The organism is Sphingomonas sp. KC8, from assembly GCF_002151445.1.
GTDB lineage: Bacteria > Pseudomonadota > Alphaproteobacteria > Sphingomonadales > Sphingomonadaceae > Sphingomonas_E.
The window spans coordinates 3736626-3749161 of the sequence record NZ_CP016306.1 but is presented as its reverse complement, the minus strand read 5'-3'; the positions used below and the strand labels follow the sequence as shown (position 1 = coordinate 3749161).

Sequence of the window (12536 nt, the reverse complement as noted above, 5' to 3'; positions counted from 1 at the left end):
AATCAGGAATGAACATGCTCGCCCGCACGATGATGGTGGCCGCGTCGATCATGGCAGCCACCCCGGCCCTTGCCGAATTCAAGGCGCCGCCCAATCCTTTCAGCGACCGGCTGGCCCAGTTGAACGAGTTGCAGCGCAATGCGGCGTTGCGCCGCGCGGTGCTCGATTCCGGGCAATATTGCAAACGCGTCGAATGGAGCGCGCGCCAGCAGCAGCACAAGAATCTCGTCATGTGGGTCGCGCGGTGCAACCCGGGCGGCGACAAGGCCGTCTATATCGGCCCGGACGGATCGGTGCAGGTACGGCCTTGCGCCGATTCCGCCACGCTGAAACTGCCGGCATGCCGGGTGCCCCCGGCAACGAAGGCGGCCCCGGCCAAAAAATAGGCGTCACGCCGGCGGGTGAAGCACCCCGCCGGTCAGCGGTTCGGCAACGCCGGTCGTGCCCGGAAAGCTGATCGGCCGGCCATCGAGGGCGCGGGCCGCCATGTAAGCGAACCCTTCGGCCTCGGTTGCGTCCCCATTCCAGCCGAGTGCCTCGATCGGTTCAGGCTGGACGCCGCAGGCCTCGCCCAGCATCGCCATCAACGTCGCATTATGGCGGCCGCCGCCAGCGACGATCAGCCGTTTGGGCGCTTCGGGCAACAGTCGCAGGCCATAAGACACGCTGATCGCGGTAAACGCCGTCAGGGTCGTCGCGCCATCGGCGGCGGACAAGCCTCGCACCGGTTCCATCGTGAAATCCGATCGATCGAGCGACTTGGGTGGTGGCTGGTCGAACCAGGGATTGGCGAGCATCGCCGTCAGGATCGCTTCATCCACCCGCCCCGTCGCCGCCAGCGCGCCGCCCTGATCGAAGGGCTGGCCGGCGGACAGCGCCATCCAATCGTCGATCAAGGCATTGGCCGGCCCGGTATCGAACGCGATGAGTTCGCCATCGCCACCGATCCAGGTGAGGTTGCCGACACCACCCAGGTTGAGGATCGCAACCGGCCTGGCCTCATCCGCCGTCAGTGCGCGATGATAGACGGGCAACAGCGGCGCGCCCTGCCCGCCGGCGGCAACATCCGCGCTGCGCAGATCGTTGATCACCGGGATGCCAAGCGCCTTGGCCATCGCTGCGCCATCGCCGATCTGCCAGGTCCAGCCGCGATCGGGGCGATGGGCGATCGTCTGGCCGTGGAATCCGATCACCGCCACATCCGCGGGCGAGACATGCGCATCGATCAGCAACTTGCGGACCGCAAGGATATGGCTGCGCGTCACCAGATCTTCGGCGGCGAGTATCTCCGGATTCGGACGCGGGCTTTCGAACGCCAGCGCCAGTTCGGTCGCAGCCTTCAGCGTGGCGCGCGCCGCATCCGAATAGCGTTCACCGCGAAACGCGACCGGCCGGACATGGCCTTCGCCGTCGGTTTCAATCAACGCCGCGTCGATCCCGTCGAGCGATGTGCCCGACATCAGGCCGACGGCCAGCACGGATTTACTCATGAATCAAACCTTTCGGGGTGGCTGCGGCGGCAGGCGCGCTCGGCGCGGGCCAGCAGGAAGCGAAGCTCCATTACACCCTCCGCGCCTAGCGGCAAGGGCAGCGCCGCCGCCTTAACCCTGATATCCTCCAACTCGCGATCGGCGATGCGGATGGCGATGAAATCATCCCAGTCCCAATTGTCCGTCTCGCCCGTCAGCCGCGCGTGGAGATAATGCACCACTTCCTCGGGGGTGCGATCCATCGGCCGTTCGGTCAGCCGGACGACGAGCGCAACCGGCAACGCAACAGGCGCCAGCGCGACATACAGCGCCGCCTGGAACACATCGCCCCACGTCCAGCTTCGCGCCTTCGCCATCCATTCCACCAGCACGCCGCACTCTCCTCAGGCCCCGAATCCCCGCGAGGATTCCATCTGCACTACACGAGCGCGGTTGCCCATGCTAAGCGCCAGCCCCAATCAATCCAGATGGCGCCATGACCGAATATAAGTCCGACCTCCTGCGTTTGCTCGCCAGCCGAGGCTATATCCACCAGACGACCGACGCCAACGCGCTTGACGCCTTGGCCGCGCGATCGATCGTGCCCGGCTATATCGGCTTCGATCCGACGGCCCCGTCGCTGCATGTCGGCAGCCTCGTCCAGATCATGCTGCTGCGCCGGCTGCAACAGGCCGGCCACAAGCCGATCGTGCTGATGGGCGGCGGCACGGGCAAGATCGGCGATCCGAGCTTCAAGGACGAAGCGCGCAAGCTGATGACGACCGAGGTGATCGCGGCCAATGTCGCCTCGATCAAGCGCGTGTTCGAAAAGTTCCTGACGTTCGGCGACGGCCCGACCGATGCGATCATGGTCGACAATGCCGAATGGCTCGACAGGCTGGAATATATCCCCTTCCTGCGCGACATCGGCCAGCATTTCTCGATCAACCGGATGCTCAGCTTCGATTCGGTGAAAACCCGGCTCGATCGCGAACAATCGCTCAGCTTCCTCGAATTCAACTACATGATCCTCCAGGCATATGACTTCCTGGAACTGTCGCGCAAAACCGGCTGCCGCCTGCAAATGGGCGGATCCGACCAGTGGGGCAATATCGTCAACGGCATCGAACTGGCCCGCCGCGTCGATGGCACCGAAGTGTTCGGCATCACCACCCCGCTGATCACCACCGCCGACGGCGGGAAGATGGGCAAGACGATGTCGGGCGCGGTGTGGCTGAATGACGATGCGCTGCCGGCTTATGATTATTGGCAGTTCTGGCGGAACAGCCACGACAAGGATGTCGGCCGGTTCCTGCGCCTGTTCACCGATCTGCCGCTGGACGAGATCGCCCGGCTGGAAGCGCTGGAAGGCGCGGAGATCAACGCCGCCAAGATCGCTTTGGCCAATGCCGCGACCGCGATGTGCCGGGGCGAAGCCGCCGCCGCCGAGGCCGCCGAAACGGCGCGCCGCACGTTCGAGGAAGGATCGGCCGGCGATTCCCTGCCGACCTTCGTGGTGGACGGCGGCAGCATCGGCGTGGTCGACGCACTGGTGGCGCTGGGCCTGGCCGCATCGAAGGGCGAAGCCCGCCGGCTGATCAAGGGTGGCGGTGCGCGCGTCGATGGCGAAAAGATCGCCGACGAAGCCCTGATCATCGCAATCGGCGACACGCCGATAAAGCTGTCCGCCGGCAAGAAGCTGCACGGTGTGTTGACCAGCGCTGGCTGAGACGACCAGGCAGAACGAACCAAGCCATTGCGCCCACCGGTTGATGGACCGGTGGGCCACCCGCTCCACTCGTCGCGTTAACCTGATTTCTTGTCGCTCGCTTAATCGCCGAGGTTCACCGTCGATCGGCACTTCGGGGTAAGAAACATGTCTTCACAGGGTCTCGCGCGCCATCTTTCCGAAGTGGAAAAACGCCGCACCACGCGCGACGAAGTTTATTTTCGCACCGCCATCCGCCTGCCGGGATCGCAGGAAATCCCCGCGGAAATCATCAACCTGTCGCGTTTCGGTTTCATGGCGCGCACCGCCGCGATCGTCGCGCAGGATGCCCTGATCAATATCCGCCTGCCCGGCCATGGCGATCAGCAAGCCCGGATCGCGTGGGGCCTGGGAAACCGGATCGGCGCGGAATTCAAGCCGGCGATCGATCAGGAGGAATATCGCCAGTTGATGGATTCGCTGTCGGGCGTCGCCGCCTGACCGATTGTCTTCGGTTCAGCCCGACCGCAGCAAGCCCACCGCCGCGTCGCGTTCGAACAGATAGAGCGCCACCCGCGCGGCGCGGCCCCGTTCCCCTTCCAGCCCGCCATCGCGATCGACCAGCAGGCGCGCATCCGCCGTCGCCGTGTCGATCAGCGCTGCCACCTGTTCGGCACTGGCCAGCCGCATTTCCGCTTCGCCCGATTGGCGGGTGCCCAGGATTTCGCCCGCACCGCGCAGCCGCAGATCTTCTTCGGCGATGCGAAAGCCGTCATTGGTTTCGCGCATCAACGCAAGGCGCGCGCGCGCCGTTTCGCTGAGCGCGCGGCCGCGCAACAACAGACAGATCGATCGTTCGGAACCCCGGCCCACCCGGCCGCGCAACTGGTGCAGCTGGGCGAGGCCAAAGCGATCGGCCCCTTCGATGATGATCAGCGTCGCATTGGGAACGTCGACGCCGACTTCGATCACCGTCGTCGCGACCAGCACGGCATGGTCGCCGCGCTGGAACGCGGCCATCACCGCATCCTTGTCCGGCCCCTTCATCCGGCCATGGACCAGACCGATCCGATCGCCGAAGCGCGCCTTCAGCGTCGCGGCGCGCGCCTCGGCCGCCGCCTGATCGGAAACCTCGCTTTCTTCGACCAGCGGGCACACCCAATAGGCCTGCCCGCCCCCCATCATGTGCCGGCCAAGCGCTTCAACCACTTCGTCCAGCCGTTCATCGGACATGACCCGCGTTTCGATCGGCTGGCGGCCGGGCGGCATTTCATCCAGCCGGCTGACATCCATTTCGCCATAATGGCTCAAGGTCAGCGTGCGCGGGATCGGCGTCGCCGTCATCACCAGCAGGTGCGGCGGCACTTCGGCCTTGGCCGCCAGCATCATCCGCTGGGCGACGCCAAAGCGATGCTGTTCGTCGATCACCGCCAGCCCGAGTTTCTTATACGCCACCGCCTGCTGGAAAATCGCGTGCGTGCCGATCAATATGTCGATCGACCCATCGGCCAGCCCCATCAACGTCGCTTCGCGCGCACGGCCCTTTTCGCGGCCCGTGAGGATCGCGACATTGACCGGAAGGCCGGCAAGCTGGTGCGACAGCGTGGCGTAATGCTGACGGGCCAGGATTTCGGTGGGCGCGAGCAGAGCACCTTGCGTCCCCGCCTCCACCGCCGTCAGCAGCGCCATCAGCGCCACCAGCGTCTTGCCAGCACCCACATCGCCCTGCAGCAGCCGCAGCATCGGGGTCGCCTGTTGCAGATCGCCTTCGATCTCGCCGATCGTGCGCCGCTGCGCGCCCGTTGGCGCATAAGGCAGTTTCAGCATATCGCGCAGCCGCCCATCGCCCTTCAGCGGCAGGCCCCGCCGGCGCCGTGACGATGCCCGGACCAGCATTAGCGCCAGTTGGTTGGCGAACACTTCGTCATAAGCCAGCCGTTCGCGTGCCGGGCCGTCCGACGGATCGGCATGGGCACGTTCCAGCGCGCCTTTCCACCCCGGCCAGCCTTGCCTGGCCAGCAGGCTGGGTTCGATCCATTCGGCAAGATCGGGCGCGCGGGCGACCGCCTGTTCGGCCAATTGGCCCATCCGGCGATTGGCCAGCCCTTCGGACAGGCGGTAAACCGGTTCGCGCGCGGGCAGATCCACCGGTTCGCCGACGGGAATCACATGATCCGGGTGGACCATCTGCATTTCCTGTCCGTACAGTTCGATCTTGCCCGAAACGGTGCGCGGCTCGCCCAGCGGGAATAATTTGCGCGCCCATCCGGGATTGCTGCCGAAATAAACCAGGCTAAGGAAATTGCCGGCCTTGTCGGTCGCGTGGATGCGAAATGGCCCGCGTCCCGATCCGGTCGACCGGTAATCCACCGGTGTCACCAGCACGGTGACGATCCGGCCGGCATCCTCAACCTCCAGCGTATCCACCGCCTTCCGATCGATCCACGTTACCGGCAGATGGAACAGCGCATCGACGACGCGCACGATTCCGAGCCTGGTGAGCGGCTTCATCAGCGCCGGGCCAACGCCCTTCAGCGCTTCCACTTCGGCGAACAACGGGTTGAGAATGTCGGGGCGCATAGTAGATGCAGGCACTCATATCGACGAGCCGGCAGGTGCGCCAGCACCCGCTGGAATTTGGCATTGCCCGGAAAGCCTGAAGCCCATGGATCGAGACATTCGCCTCAAGCGCCTGCGCTTCCGCGCATGGCACCGCGGTCTCAAGGAGGCCGACATGATGGTAGGCGGCTATTTCGACAAAAATTCCGCCGCGTGGACGGACGCCGAAATGGACTGGTTCGAAGCCTTCATGGAAGAACAGGATGTCGACATCATGGCCTGGGCGATGGGTGTCGAACCCACCCCGCCGCAATGGCAAGGGCCGATGATGGATGCGTTCCAGAAGCTCGATTATATTCAGGTGGCCAAGTAATTTGTCCGATCTCCAGCGCATCCTGAAGGCCGATCGGCCGCTCACGCTGGCAGGCGCCCCGGCCGGGTTCCTGCCCTGGCTGCTCGCCGATCTCGCCCGCGCCGCCGCCGGCCGCAAAGATGGCGGCCGCGCCGTGTTCGTGGCGCCCGACGACGCCGCGATGCGCGCGATCGCCGAGGCCGCGGCCTATTTCGCGCCGGAGATCGACATACTGCAATTCCCGGCATGGGATTGCCTGCCATATGACCGCGCATCGCCGTCGCTGCGCGCGACATCGCAACGGCTGGCGGCGCTCCACGCGCTCCAGCGCAAGGCGGATCGGCCGCAACTGCTGCTGACCACGGTCAACGCCGCCGCCCAGCGCACCTTGACGCCGTTTCGCATCCGCCAGCTGGTTGCCCGCCTTGCGCCGGGTGAACGGATCGACCTTGAATCGCTGGCCTTGCTGTTGCAGGCCAACGGCTATGTCCGCACCGATACGGTGGCCGACGCCGGCGAATTTGCGGTGCGCGGCGGCCTCGTCGATCTGTTCCCATCGGGCGAAGATCTGGCGCTGCGCCTCGATTTTTTCGGTGACGAGATTGAAAGCGTCCGCCGGTTCGACCCGGCCGACCAGCGCACCGTCGATCGGGTCGACGGTTTCACCTTGCTGCCCGCATCCGAAGCATTGCTCGATGAGGAAAGCATCAAGCGGTTCCGCACGCGCTATCGCGAGGCGTTTGGCGCCACCGCGACCGGCGATCCGCTCTATCAGGCGATTTCCGATGGCCGGCGGCTGGCGGGCATGGAACATTGGCTGCCCTTTCTGGAAGACCGGCTGGCCACCCTGTTCGATCATCTGGGCGACGACGATGTCATCGTCCGCGATGCGGGCGACGAAGGATCGGCCGACGCCCGGTTCGAAGCGATCGCCGATTATCACGCCAATCGCGTGCGCGCCCAATCGTCCGATCCCGGCAGCTATCGCCCGATCGACCCCAAGACGCTCTATCTGACGGCCGACGAATGGCAGGCCGTGATCGCCGACCGACCGATCCACGTCGCAACCCCGTTCCACGAACCGGAAAGCGCCACCGTCCTCGATTTCGCGATCCACGGCCCGCGCGATTTCGCACCTGAACGGACGCAAAACGCCAACGTCTACGAAGCGGTGACCGAGCATCTCGCAGCCCTTCGCCGCGATGGTCGCAAGGTGGTGCTCGCCAGCTACTCGATCGGTGCGCGCGAACGCCTGAGCGGGCTGCTCGCCGATCACGGGCTGACCAGCGCGGCGCCGGCCGAAAGCTGGCAAGAAGCACAGGGGCTGGCCGCGCGCGGCCATGTCGCGCTGATCGTCGTCCCGCTCGATCACGGCTTCACCGCGCCCGATATCGCGGTGCTGACCGAACAGGACATGCTGGGCGACCGGCTGGTGCGCCGCGCCAAGCGCAAGAAATCGGCCGACGCCTTCCTCGCCGAAATGGCGACGCTGTCGCCCGGCGATCTCGTCGTCCATGCCGAACATGGCATCGGCCGATACGAAGGGCTGATGTCGATCCCGGTCGGCACGTCCCCGCATGATTGCGTGGCCTTGTCCTATTCGGGCGGCGACAAATTATACGTGCCGGTCGAAAATATCGACGTCCTGTCGCGCTACGGCTCGGAAAACGAGGGCGTCCAGCTCGACAAATTGGGCGGGGTCGCCTGGCAGGCGCGCAAGGCGCGGATGAAGGAACGCATCCGCGAAATCGCGGGTGAACTGATCGCCACCGCCGCCGCCCGCGCGCTCCGGCCCGCCGATGTGGCCGAACCCGATGCCGGCGGCTACCCCGCCTTCGTCGATCGTTTTCCCTATCAGGAAACCGACGATCAGGATCGCGCGATCAGCGACGTGCTGGACGATCTGGCCAAAGGCACGCCGATGGACCGGCTGGTCTGCGGCGACGTTGGCTTCGGCAAGACCGAAGTGGCGTTGCGCGCGGCGTTCGTCGCGGCGATGGCGGGCATGCAGGTTGCCGTGGTGGTGCCGACGACGTTGCTCGCCCGCCAGCATTTCACCAACTTCGTCGAACGGTTTCAGGGCTTTCCGATCAACATCGGCCGCCTGTCGCGCCTCGTGCCCGCGGGCGAAACCAAGAAGACCAAGGACGGGCTGGCGGACGGATCGATCGATATCGTCGTCGGCACGCATGCGGTGATCGCCAAGACGGTGGAGTTCAAGCGGCTCGGCCTTGTCATCGTCGATGAGGAACAGCGCTTCGGCGTCACCCACAAGGAACGACTGAAGACGATGAAGGCGGACGTCCATGTCCTCACCCTCACCGCGACGCCGATCCCGCGCACCTTGCAGATGGCGATGTCGGGCTTGCGCGAACTGTCCGTCATCCAGACCCCGCCGGTCGATCGGCTGGCGGTGCGCACCTATGTGATGCCGTGGGATCCGGTGGTGTTGCGCGAAGCGTTGCTGCGCGAACATTATCGCGGCGGGCAAAGCTTCTTCGTTGCCCCGCGGATCAAGGACCTGCCCGATATCGAGGAGTTTTTGCGCAAGGAAGTCCCCGAAATCCGCCACGTCGCGGCCCACGGCCAGATGAGCCCGACCGAGGTCGAGGAGCGGATGTCGGCTTTCTACGACAAGAAATATGATGTGCTGCTGTCGACCACGATCGTCGAAAGCGGGCTGGATATTCCGAGCGCCAACACGCTGATCATCCACCGCGCGGATCAGTTCGGCCTTGCCCAGCTCTATCAGCTGCGCGGCCGCGTCGGCCGGGCGAAGACGCGCGCTTACGCCTATTTTACGACGCCGGCGACACGCACGATCACCGAAGCGGCGACGAAGCGCCTGCACGTTCTGTCCGATCTCGACAGCCTTGGCGCGGGCTTCCAGCTGGCCAGCCACGATCTCGACATTCGCGGTGCTGGCAACCTGCTCGGCGACGAACAATCGGGGCATATCAAGGAAGTCGGGTTCGAACTCTACCAGTCGATGCTGGAAGAGGCGATCATGGACGCCAAGGCCGGCGGCCTGCGCGAAGTGGCGGTTTCCACCCGCGATCTGTCGCCCCAGATCAATGTCGATGCACCGATCCTGATTCCGGAAGACTATGTCCCCGATCTCGATCTGCGGATGGGCCTGTACCGGCGCATGAACGAACTGGAAAATCCGGGCGAGATCGAATCCTTCGCGGCGGAACTGATCGATCGGTTCGGCAAGCTGCCCGATGCGACGCAGAATTTGCTGTCGGTCATCCAGATCAAGCTCAACTGTCGCAAGGCGCATGTTGCCAAGCTGGATGCGGGGCCGCGCGGCGCGCTCGTCACCTTCTTCAACGATAGTTTCCCCGATCCGGCCGGGCTGATCGCTTATGCCCAGCGGTTGCAGGGGACAGCCAAGTTGCGGCCCGACAACAAGCTGGTGATTACGCGCGCCTGGCCCGACGCCAAGGCGCGTCTCCACGGCGCGCTGCAATTGTCCAAGGGGCTGGCCAAAATCATCGGCTGAGCAAAGCCGCCTGCAAACAATTCGGGCCGGAGGATGATCCTCCGGCCCGAAAAGGCTTCTGCGATACACTGCCCTGTCCGGCCGGATTGGCGACCGACCGGGACAGGCGCGCCGTTCAGGCGTGCACGAGGCGATCGTTGCGACGGCGCATCGCGCCACCGACCAGGCCAAAGCCCGCGATCAGCATCGCCCAGGTCGCCGGTTCCGGCACGGCCGGCGGCGCGATGGTGTTGATGGTCAGGTTCTTCAGCTTAAAATCGTCGTCACGATCCGAGCTGTCCATGCTGGCGCTGATGAACAGCAGGTTGCCCTGTTCATTAGCGCTGTTGATGTCGCGCGTTTCGGACCGGACGCTGCCCAAGTTACCATTGGTTTCGAACGTACCGAACAGGCTTTGCACGGAAGCCCAGTTGCTGATGTTGACACTGTTCGAATTGCCGACGCCGATCCACGCATCGCTATCGTCGCCGAAATCGTAGAAGGTGGCCTTTTCCGCTTCGACAACCTGATCGAATTTGAACACCAGGAAATCATAGGTGCTTTGGTTATCAATCATGTGGCTGCCGTCGTACCGACCATTGGTGATGCCCAACCCATGATCATAAACGCCCAGATACGCGGCCGTAACGCCGCTGGTCGAACGCGACCAGGCGCTGACCGTTCCGGTGACGCCACCAGCCGAGAAATTGTAGACGTTGCCGGCCGTTCCGTTGGTCGGCGTATCCCCCGAGAAGGTGAACGTGACGAGCGCGGCCGACGCCGCCGTCGGAGCAACCGCCGAAATCAGGGCCGCGGAAACAAGCGCACCAAATTTACCCAGAGCCATAAATACCCCCCGTTTGCACAAATCCGTCAATCGGATCAGATGATTGCCAAGATCTACGCAAACTTCGGGCCAAATTACGCACAGCCTGTAAAATGGTGCGTTTAATAGTTAACGCGCCATCGGCCGCACGGATCGCTGTCAATTAATCCGACTCTGCCGCTCCAGCTTACCAATAAGGTTTTGAATCCCAGTAGGAATACATCGGCGTTTCGCTTTCCCGGATGCGATCGGTTTCGTCGAGATCAAGGCTCGGCGCATCCTCGATCTGCTCGCGGCTGATGACGGTGACATAACCGCGCCGCGCCTTGTCATATGTCATCCGGTCCCACGGGATCGGGTGGACATGGCTGCCGATGCCAAACAGCCCACCGAACTGGAGCACGGCATAAGCCACCTGCCCCGTCACCTTGTGGATCATCACCGAATGCACCGTCCCGAGCTTTTCACCCTCCGGCGAAAAGACCGGCGTTCCTTCCACGCGGGCGGACGAAACCAGATCATGGCCTTCGTCCAATGCCGCTTTCACCTGTGCCACTTCTGTCATGATCAGCCTCCTACGGAAGCCCCCCGCCCATATCAGGCGCGACTCCTGCCGAAGTCGCTCCGACAATGGCCGATTATGCACCCGGCGCGGGATGATTTCCAGCAATCGCCGACTGGAAGCAGGCAGGCTGCACACCATCCGCCACGCCGACCACCGATCGCAACAGGCGCGACAAAGAAAGGGCCGGAGCAGCAAGGATCCCTCGCCACCCCGGCCCCGCTGATCAGGCGGACCTGATGTCAGGCGTCAGCCACGGAACGCGTCATAGGTCCATTCCCACGCGCCCAGTTCGGGGCCGTCCTCGAAATGGAACTCCTCGCGAATGGCCGAAACCTGCCAGTCGAGATAATCTTCCCAGCGGATCATGAAGAATGGCTTCTTCTGCTTGGCGCCCAACGCGTGGCCACGGGCCATGCCTTCAAGCAAAGTCGGCAGCACCGCCGGATAATGCAGGCCTGCGCGGCTGACCGAGGTGGCCGTTAGGATCGAGCCGTAAGCGTTCAGTTCATGAACGAAATCGCCCTGGAAATAATTGCTGTTGGCGACTGTGTTGGCGACGATCAGCGCGATTTCGCCGACCGGGCTGGGATCGAGGCCCGTCACCATATGTTCGATGTCATGGTTCTGAACGCGACGCTTGACCAGATATTCGAAATCGTTGGCCGGCGCGCCCGTGTACATGAAATCGATGTCGAGGCCGCTCTTGACGATGAAATCATGAATCAGCGCACCCAGCGTGCCCGGCGCGCGGCCTTCCACCGTTTCCGGCGTGAAGTTCGACAGATAACGCGCATCAAGCCATTCGGCGAATTCGGGAATCCGCGCCTTTTCAGCGGCCAGCGCGCCGAACACCTGAGCGTAATCCGTCACCTCGCCAAAAGCGCGGCTGAGTTCGGGAATGAGATAGGCGGCCGGCAGATCATGGCCGTCGCGCTTCAGGCCGAACTGCGCATAGATGTCGCGGAACAGCGGATTGTTGAGATATTTCGAAGTGCTGATCAGCACGCTCGACTTGAGCGGCTCGGCCGCCCCCATCAGATAGGATGCTTCGTCCTTGTTCAGTTCGATCGGCTTGTTCATCGCCCTCTCCTGTTATCGTATCAGCCCATGAATTTGGGGTCGCGGACGTTGAGCACCGTCCATGGCTGACCGATCAGCCCGTCGGCACTGGCGACGCCCGCCGCCGCCATGACATCGGCGGCCTCTTCGGCGTTGATGTGGACCTTGGATTTTCCGCCATTGGCAAAGGTGAGTTCGATCACCAGCGCCGCCTCACCATCATGCGTCGACGTCAACTGGACGAGCGAAATGACGGTTTCGGCGGTCGCGGTCATGCAGTGGCGCCTGTTCAGCCGGCCGCCCGGGGCGGCTCGACGAAAATGATGTCCGTCGGCGTGATCGCGCCGACCGGACGGAATGCGACGTAGAGGTTCCAGCTTTTCAGCATGTTCACGGCATCTTCGACCGGCGTACCGGAAAGCTCGCGCGCGGCGATGCTTTCCCAGCCATCCCCCGGCAAAGGCTGGATGAAGTTGCGGCGGGGCGCGATGCGAACGGCGTTGGTGGACATGAT

Annotated in this window: 13 protein-coding genes; 5 read left to right on the top strand and 8 right to left on the bottom strand. The window is 63.9% G+C overall.

The window, feature by feature from the left end; genetic code table 11:
• Window positions 1–8 precede the first annotated feature (8 nt).
• The gene (locus KC8_RS17865; protein WP_010126702.1) at window positions 9–386 is read left to right on the top strand and encodes a hypothetical protein; all 378 of its coding nucleotides are present in this window, start codon (window positions 9–11) and stop codon (window positions 384–386) included.
• Between the two features lie 3 nt (window positions 387–389).
• Here the strand turns inward: KC8_RS17865 and KC8_RS17860 are convergent, their stop codons facing one another.
• Together KC8_RS17860 and KC8_RS17855 are read right to left on the bottom strand one after the other, a co-directional pair.
• Entirely contained in the window at window positions 390–1490 is a 1101-nt protein-coding gene (locus tag KC8_RS17860) for an anhydro-N-acetylmuramic acid kinase (RefSeq protein WP_010126701.1), read from the bottom strand.
• On the bottom strand, window positions 1487–1861 hold the full coding sequence (locus KC8_RS17855; protein ID WP_010126700.1) for a hypothetical protein: 375 nt from the start codon (window positions 1859–1861) through the stop codon (window positions 1487–1489). The genes KC8_RS17860 and KC8_RS17855 overlap by 4 nt, the downstream gene beginning before the upstream one ends.
• 104 nt (window positions 1862–1965) lie before the next feature.
• Here KC8_RS17855 and tyrS point away from each other — a divergent pair, with 104 nt between their 5' ends.
• Window positions 1966–3198, top strand: a complete 1233-nt coding sequence (gene tyrS, locus KC8_RS17850) for a tyrosine--tRNA ligase (RefSeq protein WP_010126699.1) — start codon at window positions 1966–1968, stop codon at window positions 3196–3198.
• Window positions 3199–3345: 147 nt separating this feature from the next.
• Window positions 3346–3678 carry a hypothetical protein gene (locus KC8_RS17845; RefSeq protein ID WP_010126698.1) on the top strand — a complete coding sequence of 111 codons (333 nt, stop codon included), beginning with the start codon at window positions 3346–3348 and terminating at the stop codon, window positions 3676–3678.
• Between the two features lie 15 nt (window positions 3679–3693).
• Here KC8_RS17845 and recG read toward each other — a convergent pair whose 3' ends face one another.
• Window positions 3694–5757, bottom strand: coding sequence for an ATP-dependent DNA helicase RecG (gene recG / locus KC8_RS17840; protein ID WP_010126696.1), 2064 nt, complete (start codon window positions 5755–5757; stop codon window positions 3694–3696).
• Window positions 5758–5842: 85 nt separating this feature from the next.
• On the opposite strand from recG, the gene KC8_RS17835 reads away from it, so the two are divergent.
• Together KC8_RS17835 and mfd are read left to right on the top strand one after the other, a co-directional pair.
• The gene (locus KC8_RS17835) at window positions 5843–6109 is read left to right on the top strand and encodes an FAD assembly factor SdhE (protein ID WP_010126695.1); all 267 of its coding nucleotides are present in this window, start codon (window positions 5843–5845) and stop codon (window positions 6107–6109) included.
• A 1-nt stretch (window position 6110) separates the two neighbouring features.
• Entirely contained in the window at window positions 6111–9593 is a 3483-nt protein-coding gene (gene mfd, locus KC8_RS17830; protein WP_010126694.1) for a transcription-repair coupling factor, read from the top strand.
• 115 nt (window positions 9594–9708) lie between these two features.
• On the opposite strand, the gene KC8_RS20395 is transcribed toward mfd, so the two are convergent.
• The 5 genes from KC8_RS20395 to KC8_RS17805 form a co-directional block, all read right to left on the bottom strand.
• Entirely contained in the window at window positions 9709–10419 is a 711-nt protein-coding gene (locus tag KC8_RS20395) for a PEPxxWA-CTERM sorting domain-containing protein (protein WP_010126693.1), read from the bottom strand.
• 166 nt (window positions 10420–10585) lie between these two features.
• Window positions 10586–10963: a PRC-barrel domain-containing protein gene (locus KC8_RS17820; RefSeq protein WP_083831274.1), complete on the bottom strand. Its 378-nt coding sequence runs from the start codon at window positions 10961–10963 to the stop codon at window positions 10586–10588.
• A 246-nt stretch (window positions 10964–11209) separates the two neighbouring features.
• The gene (locus KC8_RS17815; protein ID WP_010126691.1) at window positions 11210–12043 is read right to left on the bottom strand and encodes a Coq4 family protein; all 834 of its coding nucleotides are present in this window, start codon (window positions 12041–12043) and stop codon (window positions 11210–11212) included.
• 20 nt (window positions 12044–12063) lie between these two features.
• Entirely contained in the window at window positions 12064–12297 is a 234-nt protein-coding gene (locus tag KC8_RS17810) for a hypothetical protein (protein WP_010126690.1), read from the bottom strand.
• A 14-nt stretch (window positions 12298–12311) separates the two neighbouring features.
• Window positions 12312–12533, bottom strand: coding sequence for a hypothetical protein (locus KC8_RS17805; protein ID WP_010126689.1), 222 nt, complete (start codon window positions 12531–12533; stop codon window positions 12312–12314).
• Window positions 12534–12536: the final 3 nt, after the last annotated feature.

What these genes read in the sequence shown, in the direction of transcription:
- KC8_RS17805 (WP_010126689.1), bottom strand. Translation starts at nt 12,533, where the DNA reads ATGTCCACCAACGCCGTTCGCATCGCGCCCCGCCGCAACTTCATCCAG.
- KC8_RS17835 (WP_010126695.1), top strand. Translation starts at nt 5,843, where the DNA reads ATGGATCGAGACATTCGCCTCAAGCGCCTGCGCTTCCGCGCATGGCAC.
- KC8_RS17865 (WP_010126702.1), top strand. Translation starts at nt 9, where the DNA reads ATGAACATGCTCGCCCGCACGATGATGGTGGCCGCGTCGATCATGGCA.
- KC8_RS20395 (WP_010126693.1), bottom strand. Translation starts at nt 10,419, where the DNA reads ATGGCTCTGGGTAAATTTGGTGCGCTTGTTTCCGCGGCCCTGATTTCG.
- KC8_RS17820 (WP_083831274.1), bottom strand. Translation starts at nt 10,963, where the DNA reads ATGACAGAAGTGGCACAGGTGAAAGCGGCATTGGACGAAGGCCATGAT.
- tyrS (WP_010126699.1), top strand. Translation starts at nt 1,966, where the DNA reads ATGACCGAATATAAGTCCGACCTCCTGCGTTTGCTCGCCAGCCGAGGC.
- KC8_RS17860 (WP_010126701.1), bottom strand. Translation starts at nt 1,490, where the DNA reads ATGAGTAAATCCGTGCTGGCCGTCGGCCTGATGTCGGGCACATCGCTC.
- KC8_RS17815 (WP_010126691.1), bottom strand. Translation starts at nt 12,043, where the DNA reads ATGAACAAGCCGATCGAACTGAACAAGGACGAAGCATCCTATCTGATG.
- KC8_RS17845 (WP_010126698.1), top strand. Translation starts at nt 3,346, where the DNA reads ATGTCTTCACAGGGTCTCGCGCGCCATCTTTCCGAAGTGGAAAAACGC.
- KC8_RS17810 (WP_010126690.1), bottom strand. Translation starts at nt 12,297, where the DNA reads ATGACCGCGACCGCCGAAACCGTCATTTCGCTCGTCCAGTTGACGTCG.
- recG (WP_010126696.1), bottom strand. Translation starts at nt 5,757, where the DNA reads ATGCGCCCCGACATTCTCAACCCGTTGTTCGCCGAAGTGGAAGCGCTG.